General features: G+C 43.3%; 20 protein-coding genes and 3 pseudogenes. 13 read left to right on the top strand and 10 right to left on the bottom strand.

Annotated features, from left to right (window positions below):
• Positions 1 to 76 precede the first annotated feature (76 nt).
• Positions 77 to 790, top strand: coding sequence for a heterocyst differentiation pentapeptide repeat protein HetL (gene hetL, locus HUN01_RS32495; protein WP_181929621.1), 714 nt, complete (start codon positions 77 to 79; stop codon positions 788 to 790).
• A 367-nt stretch (positions 791 to 1,157) separates the two neighbouring features.
• Here the strand turns inward: hetL and HUN01_RS32490 are convergent, their stop codons facing one another.
• Both HUN01_RS32490 and HUN01_RS32485 read right to left on the bottom strand, forming a co-directional pair.
• Positions 1,158 to 2,303 carry a putative adhesin gene (locus tag HUN01_RS32490; RefSeq protein WP_181929620.1) on the bottom strand — a complete coding sequence of 382 codons (1,146 nt, stop codon included), beginning with the start codon at positions 2,301 to 2,303 and terminating at the stop codon, positions 1,158 to 1,160.
• 173 nt (positions 2,304 to 2,476) lie between these two features.
• The gene (locus HUN01_RS32485; RefSeq protein WP_181929619.1) at positions 2,477 to 2,713 is read right to left on the bottom strand and encodes a hypothetical protein; all 237 of its coding nucleotides are present in this window, start codon (positions 2,711 to 2,713) and stop codon (positions 2,477 to 2,479) included.
• A 402-nt stretch (positions 2,714 to 3,115) separates the two neighbouring features.
• Here HUN01_RS32485 and HUN01_RS32480 point away from each other — a divergent pair, with 402 nt between their 5' ends.
• From HUN01_RS32480 to HUN01_RS32470, 3 genes and pseudogenes are all read left to right on the top strand, one after another.
• Complete coding sequence (locus HUN01_RS32480) at positions 3,116 to 4,540, top strand: NB-ARC domain-containing protein (RefSeq protein ID WP_181929618.1); 1,425 nt, start codon at positions 3,116 to 3,118, stop codon at positions 4,538 to 4,540.
• A gap of 34 nt (positions 4,541 to 4,574) precedes the next feature.
• Positions 4,575 to 4,731 (top strand): annotated as a pseudogene (locus HUN01_RS32475) (coproporphyrinogen III oxidase); the annotation flags it as partial.
• Between the two features lie 112 nt (positions 4,732 to 4,843).
• A complete protein-coding gene (locus tag HUN01_RS32470; protein WP_181929617.1) occupies positions 4,844 to 5,434 on the top strand; it encodes a class I SAM-dependent methyltransferase in 591 nt (196 codons plus the stop codon).
• A 61-nt stretch (positions 5,435 to 5,495) separates the two neighbouring features.
• Here HUN01_RS32470 and HUN01_RS32465 read toward each other — a convergent pair whose 3' ends face one another.
• The 5 genes and pseudogenes from HUN01_RS32465 to HUN01_RS32445 all read right to left on the bottom strand — a co-directional run bounded on the left by HUN01_RS32465 (position 5,496) and on the right by HUN01_RS32445 (position 8,197).
• Positions 5,496 to 6,014: a rhodanese-like domain-containing protein gene (locus tag HUN01_RS32465; protein ID WP_181929616.1), complete on the bottom strand. Its 519-nt coding sequence runs from the start codon at positions 6,012 to 6,014 to the stop codon at positions 5,496 to 5,498.
• 141 nt (positions 6,015 to 6,155) lie between these two features.
• Entirely contained in the window at positions 6,156 to 6,641 is a 486-nt protein-coding gene (locus HUN01_RS32460; protein ID WP_181929615.1) for a DUF4079 domain-containing protein, read from the bottom strand.
• An 80-nt stretch (positions 6,642 to 6,721) separates the two neighbouring features.
• Positions 6,722 to 7,261 (bottom strand): DUF3122 domain-containing protein, encoded by a 540-nt coding sequence (locus HUN01_RS32455; RefSeq protein ID WP_181929614.1) that lies wholly within the window; start codon positions 7,259 to 7,261, stop codon positions 6,722 to 6,724.
• A 312-nt stretch (positions 7,262 to 7,573) separates the two neighbouring features.
• Positions 7,574 to 7,806 (bottom strand): annotated as a pseudogene (locus tag HUN01_RS32450) (alpha/beta fold hydrolase); the annotation flags it as partial.
• A 34-nt stretch (positions 7,807 to 7,840) separates the two neighbouring features.
• Complete coding sequence (locus tag HUN01_RS32445) at positions 7,841 to 8,197, bottom strand: hypothetical protein (protein ID WP_181929613.1); 357 nt, start codon at positions 8,195 to 8,197, stop codon at positions 7,841 to 7,843.
• A 341-nt stretch (positions 8,198 to 8,538) separates the two neighbouring features.
• Here HUN01_RS32445 and HUN01_RS32440 point away from each other — a divergent pair, with 341 nt between their 5' ends.
• From HUN01_RS32440 to HUN01_RS32400, 9 genes are all read left to right on the top strand, one after another.
• A complete protein-coding gene (locus HUN01_RS32440; protein WP_181929612.1) occupies positions 8,539 to 8,751 on the top strand; it encodes a YgaP family membrane protein in 213 nt (70 codons plus the stop codon).
• A gap of 35 nt (positions 8,752 to 8,786) precedes the next feature.
• The gene (gene petC / locus HUN01_RS32435) at positions 8,787 to 9,323 is read left to right on the top strand and encodes a cytochrome b6-f complex iron-sulfur subunit (protein WP_181929611.1); all 537 of its coding nucleotides are present in this window, start codon (positions 8,787 to 8,789) and stop codon (positions 9,321 to 9,323) included.
• 87 nt (positions 9,324 to 9,410) lie between these two features.
• Entirely contained in the window at positions 9,411 to 9,791 is a 381-nt protein-coding gene (locus tag HUN01_RS32430) for a NifB/NifX family molybdenum-iron cluster-binding protein (RefSeq protein ID WP_203219512.1), read from the top strand.
• A gap of 82 nt (positions 9,792 to 9,873) precedes the next feature.
• Positions 9,874 to 10,323, top strand: coding sequence for a protein tyrosine phosphatase family protein (locus HUN01_RS32425; protein WP_181929609.1), 450 nt, complete (start codon positions 9,874 to 9,876; stop codon positions 10,321 to 10,323).
• Positions 10,324 to 10,357: 34 nt separating this feature from the next.
• Complete coding sequence (locus HUN01_RS32420) at positions 10,358 to 10,600, top strand: thioredoxin family protein (protein ID WP_181929608.1); 243 nt, start codon at positions 10,358 to 10,360, stop codon at positions 10,598 to 10,600.
• 12 nt (positions 10,601 to 10,612) lie between these two features.
• Positions 10,613 to 11,608, top strand: a complete 996-nt coding sequence (locus tag HUN01_RS32415; RefSeq protein WP_181929607.1) for a permease — start codon at positions 10,613 to 10,615, stop codon at positions 11,606 to 11,608.
• Between the two features lie 212 nt (positions 11,609 to 11,820).
• Positions 11,821 to 13,116: an NAD(P)/FAD-dependent oxidoreductase gene (locus HUN01_RS32410; RefSeq protein ID WP_181929606.1), complete on the top strand. Its 1,296-nt coding sequence runs from the start codon at positions 11,821 to 11,823 to the stop codon at positions 13,114 to 13,116.
• Between the two features lie 39 nt (positions 13,117 to 13,155).
• Positions 13,156 to 13,356 (top strand): hypothetical protein, encoded by a 201-nt coding sequence (locus tag HUN01_RS32405; RefSeq protein ID WP_181929605.1) that lies wholly within the window; start codon positions 13,156 to 13,158, stop codon positions 13,354 to 13,356.
• Positions 13,357 to 13,360: 4 nt separating this feature from the next.
• Complete coding sequence (locus tag HUN01_RS32400) at positions 13,361 to 14,188, top strand: radical SAM protein (RefSeq protein ID WP_181929604.1); 828 nt, start codon at positions 13,361 to 13,363, stop codon at positions 14,186 to 14,188.
• Here the strand turns inward: HUN01_RS32400 and HUN01_RS35805 are convergent.
• The 3 genes and pseudogenes from HUN01_RS35805 to HUN01_RS32390 form a co-directional block, all read right to left on the bottom strand.
• Positions 14,178 to 14,387, bottom strand: a pseudogene (locus HUN01_RS35805) (RNA-guided endonuclease TnpB family protein); the annotation flags it as partial. The gene HUN01_RS32400 and the pseudogene HUN01_RS35805 sit on opposite strands and share 11 nt — an antisense overlap.
• Before the next feature lie 89 nt (positions 14,388 to 14,476).
• Positions 14,477 to 15,115, bottom strand: coding sequence for a peroxiredoxin (locus HUN01_RS32395; RefSeq protein ID WP_012412697.1), 639 nt, complete (start codon positions 15,113 to 15,115; stop codon positions 14,477 to 14,479).
• Between the two features lie 220 nt (positions 15,116 to 15,335).
• Entirely contained in the window at positions 15,336 to 17,468 is a 2,133-nt protein-coding gene (locus HUN01_RS32390) for an AAA family ATPase (RefSeq protein ID WP_238845838.1), read from the bottom strand.
• Positions 17,469 to 17,598 lie beyond the last annotated feature (130 nt).

The raw sequence follows: 17,598 nt of genomic DNA, 5'->3' as shown, positions 1-17,598 counted from the left end.
TGCATCCCAAAACTCCGTATGAAGAATTACACAGTGATCGCATGAAAAACCCTCTCCTGAACTTAAAATTTTTAATATGGATATAAATGAAATTCTCAAAGCTTATGCTGCTGGAGAAAGAAGCTTCATAAGACTGAATCTGCAAGAAGCAGAATTAACGAATGCAGACCTAAGAGGTGCAGATTTTAGCAATGCCGATTTACGTCAGACACGACTTGGTAAAGCCAACTTCAACCAAGCATGTTTGCGAGAGGCCAACATGAGTGAAGCGATTCTCTGGGGAATAGACCTAAGTGAAGCAGATTTGTATTGCGCCATTCTTCGTGAGGCTGATTTGACTGGTGCAAAGCTGGTTCGGACATATCTAGACAAAGCCAACTTAATCAAAACTAGTTTATGTGGTGCTAATTTAAATGGTGCAAAACTCTCTGGTTCTCTACTAATTCAAGCAGATTTACGTCCCAGTTCCAATCAACGCACAGATTTGGGATATGCGGTTTTAACTGGCGCAGACTTGAGCTACGCTGACCTGAGAGCAGCTTGTATGCATCATACTAACTTAGATGGAGCGAAGTTATGTCGGGCAGACCTAAGTCGAAGCATCCAGTGGGGAAATTTAGCAACGGATCTTAGTGGAGCCAGTTTGCAAAGAGCAGACTTGAGCTATGCAGACCTCAATGGTGCGATTCTGCGAAAGGCTAATCTGCAAGGAGCAGATTTAACCAGAGCTATTCTCACTAACGTTGATTTCCAGGGAGCGATCATGCCTGATGGTACAGTTCATGATTGAAGATGGGCGATGTCTACGACGGGCTACGCCTACGCACTCGTTGCTGAAAAGTTTAAAATCATCAACCATTTATCAATAAGTAATAGTGCTTAAATTATTGCTAAAAATTGGCGGAGAAAACATAATTTTTGGTAATGCTTGCTGCAAGTGCGATCGCTCTACTTCACAAAATAGTTTAGAACTTACACACTGCACCAATTGGCTATTATGTGTATAACGATTGGTTGAGAAAACAAGTCTGTAGCGATCGCCTATGCTCAAGTAGAACCTAGCGATCGCCCAGTACGATAAATGATGCGGTTGATGGCGATCCCACTACTTCAAAGGATAGCGAAACTGGCAAGAGGTGAAGTTTGGTTGGTTAACCTCAATTCTTTGCTATAACTACAGGGTTGCTAGCCCCTGTAAGAGAAGTACATGCCGCCCAATATACATTGATGGTTTTGCCAGATGTGGTCAATGGTATGACACGCTGCCAGAGATCTGAAAGATAAGTCTTCTCGCTTACTCCTATTAAGTGAGGAATGCCTGGCTTGAGCCAACTCCCATCAATCGGGTAGAGAACGTAATTTGGGCATGATTGACCTGATTTATAAATAGACGGTTGGGTTGGGCTTTTGTCTTTAGTCACTGGACTTACTATCTGAAGACCTGGTATGGCACTCCCGTTCTCCACAGCCTGACAAAGATCATTGGAAACTGAAGCAGCGGGGGGAGCCAGAACGACCAACTGCACATTTTCTGGTACACACGTCTCTTCTGTTCCAATATCTATCATACCGTGTCCACTACAAACGATGTCATCTTTGGTAGCTTGGATCAGAGGACTGCCTTGAAAGCGACGGCTCCGCAAAAAGGATTTCTCAAATGCTGCTTGAGTTGTCGTGCGAATTACCAATCCATGATCATAATTTATCTCAAAGTACAAGTCCGTATCAGTATTTTTAAACGGGAAACTAAACATTTGTGCGAAGGTCTGAATATTGTAAGTGGCTTCACTATCGTAGGTTGCCATCGTTACGTAAAGTGTTTGTTTCAGCTCGAATGTGGATGTGTCGCCCGGTAACGCCTTGGTATCATCCGTATTGTTTGTTTGTACTACCCTATTCTCTTTGCTGTTGACATACCAAATGACAGATAAGGACTTATCTGGAGTCTTACAATCATTATAAATCCCTACTAAGTTTGGGGAAATATTGGTAGTTTCCTTAGAAAAATGAGGATCGCTTCCATTTGTGTTGATAACTTTTTTTGCTTTCCCCAACTCTAAACCTATAGGGTCGGTATATTCGTAAATTTTATCTTGGGGATACATAGTAACGCCTGCTAAGTAACTGGTTTGTAGTGAAATGGTATTGTGGGTGCCTTCGCTAGGTTGAAATTGCTGCCAAGCAAAATACTCATAATTTGCGGCCTTTGGTGAATCACTATTTACTGGTTGCAAGAATAACAAACACCTTTTATCACCAACTTGATCGGTTAGGCAATGAAAATGGAAGTTAGTCGTAACCATGATTAATCTCCTTAGAGTTCAATTCTTAATAAGTTCATTTTGTTTTTTTTATCTACTTGCGACAACCGAAGTATAGGAACTTAGCAATTAATTTAATAAATTCTCATCCTCAAGTTTCCCAACAATAACAATCCGTTATTCTAGAGGTTACGAGAGTCAATATCATACTCCATTTATTCTTCCCTTAAATTCGGCAGGCAGGACTTAACTTCGGCATTTAAAGTCACCAATGGGTTGCGACCGCCCATATATTTCAGATCAATCGAAAAACCCGCCCAATCTGAGTACAATTTGATTAGACATAGGCAACCGTGACCTTCCCCCCAGGAAAATTGAGTATCTGCGGCGCGAAGACGAATAGTAGCCAGCAGAAGCGATCGCTTCCCAATTCCAGCAACAGCGATCGCCATTCAAAAGCTGAATTACGAAAATACAACACAAAAGAAAAGCGAGCGCCAACTAAATCCAACCCGTAAAATTACTTAACGTCGGTACAACAATAAAGCAAGTAACATAAAATTAGCTGGATAAATTTGCTTCACTCAGTTTTGTAAGACTTACCTGCTTTCAGACTGAAATAGTACTTAATATCTGTGTTTCCTATCATAATTCTTAAAAAAATCGTTTGAATAGGTACAGTTCTGACAATTAAGACTCGATTGAGTTGTAGCTAATTTTATAGCTTTGGCAGTTGAAGTTATTTACTGCTGACTTGTGCCAGTCATCTCTTGTTTGTTGGTGTATCTTACTGATGCACTATAGACGATCATGCCTATCCATAAAAAATACATTTATCGCCTGCAACATTCCCCATGAAATCCCAACAAAGAAGCCGTAGACGTGGTGTAATCCTAACGCCCCAAGGATTGCAGAAACTCCAAGATGCAAAATCTCAATCAGAAAGTAATGAAAATTTCGATAAACATTATACCCGTGAAGCTTTAGGCTTTCGCATGGGGTTAGATCCAGATACGGTAGCAAAGGTATTTGCCTGTGAAATGGGAGTAGATCGGCAAACCCTGAATTATTGTTTCCAAGCATTCAAACTACCACTAGAACCTAATGACTATCAGTTAGCCAATCCAGATATCAACCCGCAAGAAGACTACACAAAAATTCCAAATCGAATTGATTGGGGAGAAGCACCAGATGTATCCCTTTTTTACGGACGTACAGAAGAACTGGCAACCCTGAAGCACTGGATTTTAGCTGAGTCTACCCCAGAGCAAGCAATACCCTGCCGTCTCATTACCTTATTGGGTATGGGTGGTATCGGCAAAACCTGCCTATCGGTGAAGCTCACCCAGCAGATTCAGAATCAGTTTGAGTTCGTGATTTGGCGATCGCTCCTTCCGGCTCCTTCAGTGAACGATCTCCTAGCAGACTTAATCTCCGTCCTATCCGATGGCAAAGAAACCGATCTACCAGAATCATTCAATCACAGAATTTCACGACTAATTCATTATTTGCAACGTCATCGTTGTTTACTAGTTTTAGATGGTGCTGACAGAATTCTCCAAGAATGTGCAGCCACAGAAATCACTTGTCGAGATTGCATCTGGCTGCACCACACAACCGTCGGGGAATACTGTGAATTATTTAGAAGAGTGGGGGAAGCCACCCATCAAAGTTGCTTAATCTTAACCAGTCGGATCAAATCCTATGAGATCGCCCCGCTTGAAGGAAAGACAACACCTGTACGAGTATTCTCTCTCCAAGGATTACAGGTTACAGAGATACAAAAACTTTTGAAAACAAAAGGAACCTTTAGAGGAACGCCAGACGACTGGAATCGATTAATCGAATCCTATGCAGGGAATCCCCATATCCTAAACCGCATTGCCATAACGATTCAAAAGTTATTTGATGGTAGTATCACCGAATTTTTAAAACAAAAAGTTACACTTTTCGGTACAATTGTCAACGATTTAGATCCAGAATTTGAACACCTATCAGATGTAGCTAAAGCAACGATTCAATGCATGGTACTTAATCGTCAACCCATTTCTTTTTCACAGCTACGAACAAAGATGCCATCCTCAGTTTCATCCCAAGAACTACTGGAAAGCTTAGAATTACTGCAAGGGCGATCGTGGATTGATACCAAATCAGGTCTATTTTCCCTCCAACCGATGATGATTGAATATGTCAAGTCTTTTATTATTGATGAGAAGATCACCAAATTTCAGCCGAACGCATTTCTGGATCAAGAACATCAACGTCAGGTAGCAAGCTAGAACTGTCAGGATGATCAGAAAATAGGGGTTTTAGCGATCGCAGCAATTCATGCAGAACTTACAGGATGAAATATGGAGAAGCACGCTTTCAACAAGACTACTGGGAACGAGCAGAAGGTGGAGAAGGACGTACTCGCGTGATTCGAGAAGGGCGGGTGTTTGAACAGGGTGGTGTGAACTTTTCGGCGGTCTAATTTTTGCTGGCAGTAATGCTGGACGTGCCGAATGTACGATGTCTGTTGCAGAATTAATTGGGGAACTTGTTAGCTAATCGGTATTGGATTGTATTAAGGTTGAGTAATTATGTGGGATGAACGCTTTGGGACTTCAGAATATATCTATGGTACTGAACCAAATGATTTTCTCGTTTCGGTAGCATCCAAAATTCCTCAAGGGAAAATCCTCTGTTTGGCAGAGGGAGAAGGACGGAATGGAACTTATCTAGCATCTTTAGGCTATGAAGTGGTAGCCGTAGATCAATCTAGCGTGGGACTAGCAAAAGCTCAAAAACTAGCGCAAGAGAAACAGGTAGCGATCGCAACTATCCAAACCGATCTCGCCGATTTTGTGATCGCATCTCAATCTTGGGATGGGATTATTTCGATCTTTTGCCATCTTCCCTCAGAGTTGCGAACTAAGGTGTACCGCCTAGCCGTGATGGGATTAAAACCGAACGGTGTTTTCGTACTCGAAGCCTTTGCACCGGAGCAACTACAATACAATACAGGTGGCCCTAAAAATCTAGATATGCTCCCATCTCTGGCCACGTTGCAACAGGAACTAGCTGATCTCCACTGGGAAATTGCTAGGGAAGTGGAACGAGATTTACTCGAAGGGCGCTATCACAATGGCAAAGCCGCAGTCATTCAAATTCTTGGTAGAAAACAAAGTTAGCTTCGGCCAGTTGAGGAGAGCTTTTGAATTCATCTGTTGCCCCAATCAGATTTGCCTCTCTTCACTTGGCGATCGCCTCCCCTGAAGCTTTCCAACCTGCAAAGCTAGGTGGAAAACCCTGGACATTATCATAATTAAGCAGATGCAGTGTCATCACTCCCATTGCCGATCGATAACCGGCGGAACAGTACAGCACTACAGGGCGATTGCTGGGAATTTTACTTAAATTACGAGCTAGCGTTCGGAGCGGAATATTGGTTGCGCCAGGGATATGACCAGACCGATACTCTGATGGCTCTCGCACATCAACTAATAACGGCTGACGGCTTGCCATCAAACTTTTTAACTCTTCAACCTTAGCGATCGTGTAATATCCCGATGGTATTGACATGAGATACTGATCTACGGCTGATTCCAATTTCGGAAATCCTTTCTGATCTGACAGAATATTGGTTTCAGCCATTGAGTCTGATGAAGTGGAAATTTCTGATGCCATCAAGTTTTGTTGAATGCTGAAAAAGAGACAGAACGACAAAACAATTCCGAGCAGTAGAGTTTGGATTGACTTTTTAAACTTCATAAATTTCTCCTAAAATAAGTAGCACTCACAGGTGTTTTAAGTAAGGGCGATCGCCTACGGTGGGCAGTTACGCCATCGCAGATTGATAAATATTTATATCCGCATTCAATAGAACTCTTTGATCCGTAGTGTGAATACTACTTACGCTGCACCATTCTTCATCATCTGGCTCACAATCTTTTGCACAATTTGCACCCCTGTCACAGCTTGCCAGCCAAACAATCCTAACAGAATCAGGTTCAGCGAAATGTGGATACTGCGAACCCAGTCATGCTTCTGCATAAAAGGAACCAACGCCGCAGAATTAGAAATCAATCCCACCATCCCTAAGCCAGCAAACAGATGAGGACCAATCACAATCTTGCCACTGTTTAGATAGGTCATGGTTATCCCCCCGATCGCACCCATTACCATCAGCGCCAGGAGGATAGAGCCAATTTGGTGATGTCGGATGGCGAACCGACTCTTCACCAATTCTTTCTTGATATCACCGTCTGCCAGCCTCGTCCGTCGAACTTGCACACCCAAGTACATGGCATAGAGCGCAACGACCAGCAAGATCCACATAGTAACAGGGTGAAAAAAACTGAGATAGGGCTTGAGAACTGCTAAAATTTCTGAACTCATGATGCTTATCTCCAAAGTATTTGTATATCTTAAAATCGATTCATTGCTTTATAGCTATTTAGTTGCAGAAAGCAGAAAGATTACTTTTGAACAGTCAGCGATCGCCATTCTTCAACCACATTAGGAGAAACATTCAGGGTGATCTCTGATTGGTCGAGGGTTGGAAGGACGAGCCGCAACGGGATCGCCGATTCTAACTGCATCAAGATCGGCTGTAAATCATACTCTCCGGCATCCGCCCCCACCTGGGCTTGATCCATGAACATATCTTGGGAGACATCTGCGGCAGTGAAGGTTTTGCCCATCGAGTCGATGAGGGTGAGTGACCGCGAATGATCGAGGTTTGCGGTTCCTGGAAACCCAACGAGACGCAAGTACATCGTGGCTGTTCGATCGGGATGAGTCCGTTTGAAGGCGATCGCTTGCCAACTATTGCCCTGTTGATCCTTGAGCGTTTGGCGAGACTGGTAAACCTCCGACTGGTAGACCGTCTGCCCTGGTGCTTCTTCTAACTGGCGAATGGCAGCCTGAACTGGAGCGATCGCCAGATTAATCGTTAGCGCCCAAACTAGCATTCCGAGTATGAATGTTGATCCGATAAAATGTAAAACAGTTTTCATTTGCACTACTCTTTGACTTAATTGGGATTATCACTAATTAACAGCTTTTTGAATTGCTTTTTGGATATCATCGGGAATGAAAACGGCATACATGCCCCGCAAATCGCCAACGCCTAACTCCAACTGAGCAGCAGCAGACTGACACTGATCATCAGTACAAGGCTCAGAACATTCTGAGATAACTTGTGCATCGGTTCTTGCTCCTGAATTGAATGGAATACGTCATGTCAGGTCTAGTTCGGGATCTATCTATCGTGACCTCCGGCTAGTTAAACCTCTACTCCAGTGAGGGCAATATCTGGCGAATAAGCCCGATCGCCCCCAGCCAATCAAATCGGGTGCCAAGATTTGATTGGCTGAGGGCGAAAGCTGGATAAACTTTTGACCATTTGTAAGCGGAGGAACCCCCACCAAAGCCGTGCAGAAAGACTAATGTTTCTTTTGATCTACCATTCATCCCACGGTTCTCCTTGAGCCGTGTAATAAACCATTCTGCCTAGTTTAGTTGTTATCGAGCATTCACCAAAACCGCGAGGTATAAACATCAGTTCCCTATCCTGGTTGAATTTCTTGCGTGCGCTAAATCAAGCCAGGACCTTTGTGCCGCCAATCATGTTCTGTGGTCAGTTTACCGTCCTCATCCTCAGACAATTCCTGCAACTGGTGGGCATATTCTGCTTTTTCCTGTGCTGCTTGCTCTTGCCTATCGCCAGGAACATTGACGTACATTTCTGGCTCAATCGGGTAGTTATTGAGCAATCCCTCTTTATCTACCGTGTAACCCTCCGTTGCTTCGCTCAATGTGCCGTCAGCTTCTTCATGAGAGGTATGACCAAAGTTCTTACCTTCCCGATGCTGACGTGCGACAGATTCAGCCGGAATGATGTGCGCATCATATTGCGGGATAGAATCTTGGGAATCATCTTGGGTACTCATTTCAATAGCCCTCTGTAGTTTTTTCTTCAATATTTTTGGCGACTACTATTAGCCTGACAACCTATTGGTTTATTTCTTGTATGAATTGAACGAATTGATTAACTTCGATGTAAAACGTAATAAAAATAGGTCACTTATAAATCGTTCAGCTTTTTTCTAAGTTAATTTAAACTAGCCAAACCGAGAGTGTTAAAACATCCTCCTAAAGACATTTATTGTTATATAACTAATTGGTTATGCTATGAACGTAAAGTTACAAAAAATTGCGATCACCTTGAGAGTTGCTTTTTGTAGCCGTGCAACAAGGTTTTGCAATCCGCTCAATATTGGAGATTTCAGCCATGAAAACGAATGTGGGTTCAATTGATCGTCTGATCCGCTTACTTTTAGCTTCGGCGTTGTTTTATCTAGGACTGTTTCCTTACAGTGGCACAGGCTTGGGGATTGGGCTAGTTGTTGCGGGTGGTGTATTGCTGGTAACGGGTTTAGTAGGATTTTGCGGTCTTTATAGCCTCCTGGGAATTCAAACCAGCCAGCCCAATGAGCAACTTTAAAGGGATTCACTCATCAACACTTAAGGAGATCCATAATGGACACTAGTCTTCCTCTCGAAAGTCCATCCCTATCAAGACGGCAACTGCTCAACTTTATTACCGGAGCAACTGTTGCTGCCGTTGCGGGTGTTGCGCTCTATCCTGCTGGCAAATTTTTTATTGCTCCAGTAGAAAAAACAGGGGCAGGAGGAGGCATTATTGCTAAAGATGTGTTGGGGAACCCAATCCCAGCCGCACAAATTTTGGTAGAGGTGCCAGGAAGTCGTGCGCTGGTTGCAGGTCTGGGCGGTGAACCCACTTACTTAATCGTTAAGGAAGATCACACCCTAGACAGCATTGGAATACTTGATAACTGTACCCACTTAGGCTGTACCTTTCCCTGGAATCCGAACGATCAACAGTTCCAATGCCCCTGTCACGGTTCTCGCTATGCGCCAGACGGAACTGTAGTACGGGGACCGGCTCCCCTCCCTCTCAAAATCTTCCATGTTGCCGTCATCGACAATAGGATTTTGATCTCACCCTGGACAGAAACCGATCCACGGACTGGGGAGAAGCCTTGGTGGGTCTAACAATTCCAAATCGTCAATCAACCCTCTCAAACTCAACCAATCAGAAAGCTCATGAAAATTGCTGTTTCTAGCCAAAACCAGACCAATGTGACTGCCCATCTCGGACGCTGCCAGAAATTCTGGATCTACGACGTGGACGACACCACCATTCAAAACAAGCAGGTGTTACAACTCACCAAAGACCAGAGTTTTCACGAGAGTTCCCCGAAAGACTCTCATCCACTAGATACAGTGCAAGTCCTGATTAGCGGCAGTATGGGACGTGGGTTAGCACATCGCCTGGAATCTAAGGGGATTCAGCCCATCATTACCTCTGAAACTGACCCGGATAAAACCGTTACGGCATATCTTGCAGGTTCCCTGGTGGTCAGTACGCCAGAAGAACATGATCATGCCCATGACCATGAAGCGGGAAATGACCATGAGTGTGGGTGCAATCAGGAAACAATCCCTTTGACTGCAAAATAATCAGGCGATCGCTTTCTCACCAACACCTGTGAAGCACTTCATGCTCATTTTGACATTGATCACTTAACCTTACAAATCGAAAATGTTTAAAATCGTTACCAATAACTTAGCCATTGGTTCTATTGCTGAGACTGAAGCTTTGCAAGAAATTGCTCAAAAAGGCTACAAGACTATCATTGATTTGTGTCCTGCGGCTGAAGGAAATCAGCTTGATGCGTCAATGGTGAAAGAACAGGCTTTAGAATATGTCAGTGTTCCCGTTTCACCCAAAAATTTGACCATCGACACACTAGAAGCCTTTAAACAAGCGGTGAAAGCATCTCCCCAACCGATTTTTACTCGCTGTGCCTCTGGATTACGGGCGGGGGTATTTACCTTATTGGTATTGGCAGAACAAGAAGGCTGGACAGAGGCGCAATATCTTGAACAATTTCAGACTTTGGGAATTGAACAGAAGCCAAACTGTCCTCTAGGAAGTTTTGCTCATACTTACTTTGAGCAAAACAAAAAAGAGAATCTGGCAGTTAACTGAATTGAATTAGAGAATATAAAAAAGGAGTTATATCATGAATGCCATCAAGATTGAAATTTTGGGTACAGGCTGCAAAAAGTGCCAACAGTTAGAGGCAAATGCTAAAGAAGCTGTGGCAAATCTGAATTTAAATGCTGAAGTTTCACATATTACCGACCCAATCGAAATTGCTAAACGAGGTGTGATGTCTACTCCCGCCATGACAATCAATGGCAAAGTTGTCAGCAAAGGTCAAGTAATCAGTGCAGAACAAATTCAGCCTTTATTGCAGCGTTAAAGAGGCAAAGTTATGTTCGATGCTTTTTATCCGTTTGATTGGTTGGCAACTCAGATTGTCACCCAATTGGGATTGTCGATTTCATCGCATTTAGGATCAAGTCTGCACTTCTTTCTTTACGATGTGCCAAAAGTCTTAACATTACTGATTGTAATTAGCTTCATTGTTGGGACATTTCAAAGCTTTTTAGAACCAGAACGCGTTCGTTCTTTGCTAGAAGGAAAGCGTACTTTTGCAGGAAATATTTTGGCGGCAATGGTAGGAATAGTTACACCATTCTGTTCTTGCTCTGCCGTTCCTTTGTTTATCGGCTTTTTGGAAGCAGGTGTACCTCTAGGCGTGACCTTTTCTTATCTGATGGCAGCGCCAATGGTAAATGAGGTTGCTGTTATCCTTCTCTGGGGATTGTTTGGGTTAAAGGTGACGCTGATCTACATCGGCTTTGGCGTGGGTTTAGTGATCGCCTCTGGATATATCATCGGACTCCTAAAATTAGAAAAATGGGTGGAACCATTTGTTTGGGAACTGCAAAAATCTCGTCAAACAATGCCTCTAGAAGATGAAGACACCCTAGAACCAGTGGCGTTAACCTGGGGACAAAGATTTGAGCAAGGCAGATTCCAATCCAGCGAAATTGTGCGATCGGTGTGGCTTTATGTGGTGGGTGGAATTGCGATCGGTGCAGGGATTCATGGTTATGTGCCGACAGATTTTATTACTCAATATGCAGGTGCGAATAATCCTTTTGCAGTGCCGATCGCAGTAATTTTGGGTGTTCCACTCTATGCAAATATTGCGGGTGTAATGCCAATTACTGAAGCTTTAGTAAATAAAGGAATGCCTATGGGTACAGTTTTAGCCTTCACGATGGCGGTAACAGCACTATCTCTTCCTGAAATGGTGATTCTCAAAAAAGTGCTACGACCCCAATTATTAGCCGTATTTGTCGGGTTAATGACCATTGGCATTATCAGCATCGGCTACATATTCAACGCCATAATTAATTGACTTACCCCACTTAGTCAGGCTGATGAAATCAGGAGTTGCGATCGCTTGGCAAATTTTCAAACGTTTCAGTTTACCAACAATATTACTATATAGTAATGTAATCGTGTTATTTTAAATTCAAACCCCGCCTAAAACTCTTTTGAATAAAGATGGGAGTAAAAAGGCATTGGTTAAAAACTCAACTTGAGAAATTACCTTTAGGAGTCGTTATTATGGCTCGTGTTGTTGTCATTGGTGCTGGACTGGGAGGATTGCCTGCTGCTTATGAACTGAGGCATATACTGCCGCGTAAACATCAGATTATACTAATTTCTAATCAACCAAAGTTTACATTTGTTCCTTCGTTACCTTGGGTCGGATTGGGGTTAAAGTCCCTCGATCGCATTCAATTAGATTTAGCCAAGATTGTTCCTCAGCATGGTATTGAGTTTATTCATGCTGCCGTCACCGCCATTGATCCGAAGTCTCGTCAGATAACGATGAGCAATCAAACATTGGACTACGATTATGCCGTCATTGCCACGGGGCCAGAACTAGTGCTGGATGCCCTACCGGGATTAGGGCCAGAAGGTGGTTATACCCAGTCGGTTTGTAATCCGCACCATGCTGTGTTGGCAGGTGTTGCGTGGGAGAAATTTTTAGACGATCCAGGCCCGGTTGTAGTGGGTGCAGCACCAGGAGCAAGTTGTTTTGGCCCCGCCTATGAATTTGCCTTCTTGATCCATCACGTTTTGAAGCAGAAGAAATTGCGAATGCAAATACCGATTACCTTCATTACCTCAGAACCCTACGCCGGACATCTAGGCATCGGCGGTATGGCTAACTCCCGGTGGCTAATCCGCAAATTCATGGCGGATCGGGAAATTGAGCTAATGGAAAATACCGCCATTTCCCATTTTGAACCTGACGCGGTTTATCTGGCTGATGGACGGAGAATTCCAGCTAAATTTGTGATGGTTTTGCCGCCGTTTCGCGGCCCACGCTTCCTGCGTGAAGCACCGGGGCTAACTGATGCCAAGGGGTTTATACCTGTATTGCCTACCTATCGTCACCCTGACTTTGAGTCGATTTACGCCGTAGGAGTGATCACCCAACTCAAAGCAATAGAGCAAACCCCCATCCCTACGGACGCTCCCAAGGTGGGGCTGATGTCTGAAGAAATGGCCCTTGCTGTTGCCCATAATATTGCCCTGGAATTAGGGGTTATTTCTGGATATCAGATCAAACCAACTCTACAGGCCGTTTGCTTCGCTAATTTTGGCGATACTGGAGCGCTGTTTTTAGCCGATCCACTTCTCCCGGATGAGACAGGACATCGCCACCGTGCTTTAACCCTTAATGGCATCTGGGTGTCTTGGATGAAAACAGGATTCGAGAAATATTTTCTGACGAAAATGCGCCTGGGGTGGACGATTCCCTGGTTTGAGCGTTGGGCTTTTCGGGCGATCGGCCTGCCTCTGGTTGAACCGATTGTTCCCAGCCCACAACTGATTCAGGTCAAAGGATGAAGAAAATCAATCCTCTACTTTACCGGAGGTTTCAACAAGATGAAGCCCAGACATCCAGTTAATCCCAAAGCTTATGTTCGAGCAGTGATTGCCATCGCCTTACTGATTAGTTGGAGTTTGGCAGCATTCACAGGATTTTTGCTGTGGTTTGCGCCGAGGGGAGCGAGAAATGCTGGATGGGCAGGATGGCAATGGCTAAACCATTTATCAAATCGTTCTCAGATTATCGGAAGAGTATAAATTTATGAATAATCAGATATCACAACAGCAGTTAGATACCATTGTTGCCACATCAACCCCATTCAAGGCAGTTTATGGCCCCGTTCAGTCTTGGCGATTTGGGCGATCGCTAGGGATCGATCCAATTGGTTCAGTATCTACCTGTTCATTTAACTGTGTATATTGTCAACTGGGTAAAATTGAGCATCAAAGCCTTCATCGACGGATCTTTGTCCCTACCCAAAAAATTCATCAAGAATTACAATACTTTAGGCCATCTGATATCGATTGTGTCACGTTAAGCGGTAGCGGAGAACCTACACTGGCATTAAATTTAGCAGAGATTTTAATAACTGCTAAAGCCTTTACAAACAAGACTATAGCGGTATTGACAAATGGAAGTTTGCTTCTCAATGCGTCGGTTAGAGAAGCATTGGCGATCGCCGATCTGGTCGCTGTCAAACTTGATGCTGTCAGTATTCGACAGTTCCATCTCGTCAACCGATCGCTATCCGATCTCGACCTGATGCACCTTTGGGCAGGGATATTAGAATTTCGCCGGATGTATACCGGACGACTAGCGATTCAAACCATGCTACTAACCGAATGGAATGATCGAGAACAAGAAACATACATTTCTCAGATGCAGATGTTATGCCCAGATGAAATTCAGCTAAATACGCCAACCCGTCCTAAACCTCTAACCCATACTTTGGAGGCAAGAGGTAATCATCTCCCGGAAAACTCTGATTTAGGGCGATCGCTCAAATATGTATCAGTTGACCTATTGCAGAGTTTTGCCAATCGTATCCAAAGCACACTAGGGATTCCAGCCCGTTATCCAATTCATTAGATTGGATGACGGAGTATGCTAATAAGATGCAATACTCTTTTCGTTGCCTACTTACTTTTAAATGCTTACGGGCATACCTATTTCTAGCTTTGTGGTAATTTTTAGATTGTCGAAGTTTGGCTTTCTTCCTTGCTGTGCTGAACTTCTTGGACTTTTTGCGATTAGCACGGTTTAAAACTTTCTCAGACTTGCGGTAAAACAAGGAATATTGTATTCTCACGCAAAAAAGCAAAGACGCCAAGTTATAACTTTACGTCCTTGCTTTTTTATCAAAAATTATTCTCAGATTTACTTGTTAGGCTGAGGAGTCATCCGCAGATAGGGTTTGATTTCCTCGTAACCTTTAGGGAATTTCTCTTTGAGTACTTCTGGATCTTTTAGTGAGGGGACAATTACAACATCCTCTCCATCTTTCCAGTCAGCTGGTGTCGCCACGCTGTAATTATCAGTCAATTGCAGAGAATCAATTACCCGCAAAAGTTCATCAAAGTTACGTCCTGTACTGGGAGGATAGGTGAAAGAGAGACGGAGTTTTTTATTGGGGTCAATCACAAAAACCGATCGCACCGTCACAGCCGCATTAGCATTGGGGTGGATCATGTCGTACAGATCGGCAACCTTGCGATCTGCATCTGCCAAAATCGGGTAGTTAAGAGTGGTGCTTTGAGTTTCTTCAATGTCTCCCACCCAGCCTTTGTGAGATTCTACGTCATCAACGCTGAGTGCGATCGCTTTGACATTGCGCTTGTCAAATTCTGGTTTGAGCTTGGCAACTGTGCCAAGTTCTGTTGTACAAACAGGTGTAAAATCAGCAGGGTGAGAGAACAGCACAACCCAGCTGTCACCTGCCCATTGGTAAAAATCGATGTCGCCGTGTGTTGAGGCTTGCGTAAAGTTGGGTACTGTGTCACCTAGACGGAGAGCCATGTGAGATTCCCTGTAGTTAAGAAAGGCATATATATTCTAGTATGCCATCATGACATAAAACCCCGATTTCCCAATCGGACTATAGCAGTTTGAAACAAAATTTTAGGTTGTCAGCACTCTTGGATAAAGGACGAAAGAAAGGTAAAGTTTATTGACTAAAGTACATATATATGCTTTAGTTAGTGTGTTTTCCCTACAGGTTTTTCTTTACATAGAAGAATCAACGCAAATCTACATATTGACCTAAATCCTTATCCCTGATAATTTGTCCCATTTTCTGATACTCTCGACGCAGCGCTCGAATTAAATGTACCATCTCAATTACTCCCCCATCATCTGCTGCTAGAAAAGCTGCTGTCAGCGCAATATAGCGAATATTAGCCCCCGTAATCTCAAAATTTTGTGCCAATAATTCTAAATCAAGATTGTGGCTACAGGGGGCATTTTTTGGGAAAATTCTCTGCCAAATTAGGTGACGATTCTTTGTATCTGGTAAGGTAAACTCAATAATAAATCGGAGTCGCCGCTCAAAAGCTTCGTCAATATTGCTACGAAGATTTGTAGTTAAAATTGCAATACCTTCATACTCTTCCATTTTTTGCAACAGATAACCTACTTCGATATTGGCGTAGCGATCGCGGGCATCTTGCACCTCAGAACGTTTGCCAAACAAGGCATCAGCTTCATCGAAAAAAAGAATGGCATTAGAATTGGTTGCAGCAGTAAAAATGCGATTGAGATTTTTTTCTGTCTCGCCGATGTATTTACTAACTATTTGAGACAAATCAATTTTATAAAGGTCTAGTTGCAGTTGATGGGCAATCACCTCTGCTGCCATTGTTTTACCTGTACCGGAAGAACCAGAAAACAGAACATTTAGACCTTTTCCTAAAGATAGTTTATCTGCAAAACCCCATTTTTGATGTACTAAATCTCGGTATTCTGCTTCTTTGCAAATATCTTGTAGTTGTGTGATTTGGTTGGGGTGTAATACAATATCATCCCAGGTATATTTTGGTTCGATTTTACAGGCGAGGCTAGCTAAATCGTGACCTGATTGAGCGCGAGCTGCACTACATAAGTTTAAAAATGAGGGTAGTGATTTTTCTTTAGTTGAGTCAATTTGTTGCCAACGGGCGGTATTATAGGCAGTAGCGACAGCATCGGCAATTTGGTCTGGGGTTAGCAGAAAGCGATCGCTCAATACATCTAACTCTCGATCCTCAACAGTTATCTGTGCTGCTTTTAGGTGAGTTTGCCAACATTGTCTGCGTTGACTAGACTCAGGAATTGTAAAGGGAACTGTAATTAACCCGGTTGCACCCATAGCTGTGGGTATCCAATTTTGCACCCCTGCGAGGATGGTTATACCCCGATTGTTCTCTAGTTCTTTGAGGAAGGATTGATAGAGAATTTGATTTTCCGGTAGGTAGAGAATATCGAGGTTATCCAGATACAGCAAACGGTGAAAAAACCAGGCTTCTCGCCATAAAAGTTGCAGTTTTTCCTCAAAGGTAACTTTATCCTCTACCATCCGTGCTAAGTCGGCGATTAACAAGGAAACATCCAGGCTTTTGGCGAGGATTTGGGCGGTGCGGCGTTTACCCGTGCGATCAGTTCCTTGAAAATAGAGCAGTAGGGGTTGTTGTTTCTGCCAATCTTCTATCAACAAGGCTTCTAGTGCTGTTTGTACATTTGCCTTGAGATATAAAGTATCAAAATATATGGTTGGTTCTAGTAGTTGACAACAAGAAGTGAGTCGGGAATCTAACCCCGGTTGATGTAATAACAACCTCACCACTTGGGAGTCGAGTATTAGACGATGAGAAAGAAGCGTAGATTGCTGCTGATGAGGTTCTGGGCAGAGATGGAGCAGACGGTGGTTAATTAGGGGTGAGTTAGTAGTAAAATGCTTACGTCGTGATAGCTTTTCAGGAACGCTAGAACAGAGCAAGTTTAAGACCATATCTACTGTAGGTCTTTTGTTACTCATATCATCCTGGAGATAGCCATAAACTCGTTCATAGTGACGATCTAATTCTGGTGCTAGGGAAATAGCCAGTATATCCAAGTCAAAGCTAGATAAACCAAAAGTATTTTGCAACCATACTAAGAGCGAATCTGACCGAATTGTAATAGACGATTGCTCTGATGAGATTTCAGTTTGTTTCAACCATGAAACTTCGACTTTTACCTCAACTTTTTCCTGGGTTTGCAGAGCGAAAATTTCTTGTTTGATTAACCAATCTAATCGTTGCAGCAGAGGTTGCAACCCATTTAAATCAGGACTAATTTCTACTGCTTGGGAGATGGGTTTGGTAAATATCTGCGCTCCTGCGGCTATCGAGTCCACTGGATATTCCTTGGGTGATATATGAGAATGGAGCAGAGTTTTTGTGCAATCGAACTTTTTTGAGTTGAGAAATTAGGCGATTGCACTGGGGTAAGTGCAAGTGTGATTGCTGGGTTTCATTCCTCAACCC

The sequence above is a fragment of the Nostoc edaphicum CCNP1411 genome, assembly GCF_014023275.1.
Lineage (GTDB): Bacteria > Cyanobacteriota > Cyanobacteriia > Cyanobacteriales > Nostocaceae > Nostoc > Nostoc edaphicum_A.
The sequence above is the reverse complement of the archived record's forward strand: the minus strand, read 5'-3'. Positions and strand labels throughout refer to the sequence as shown.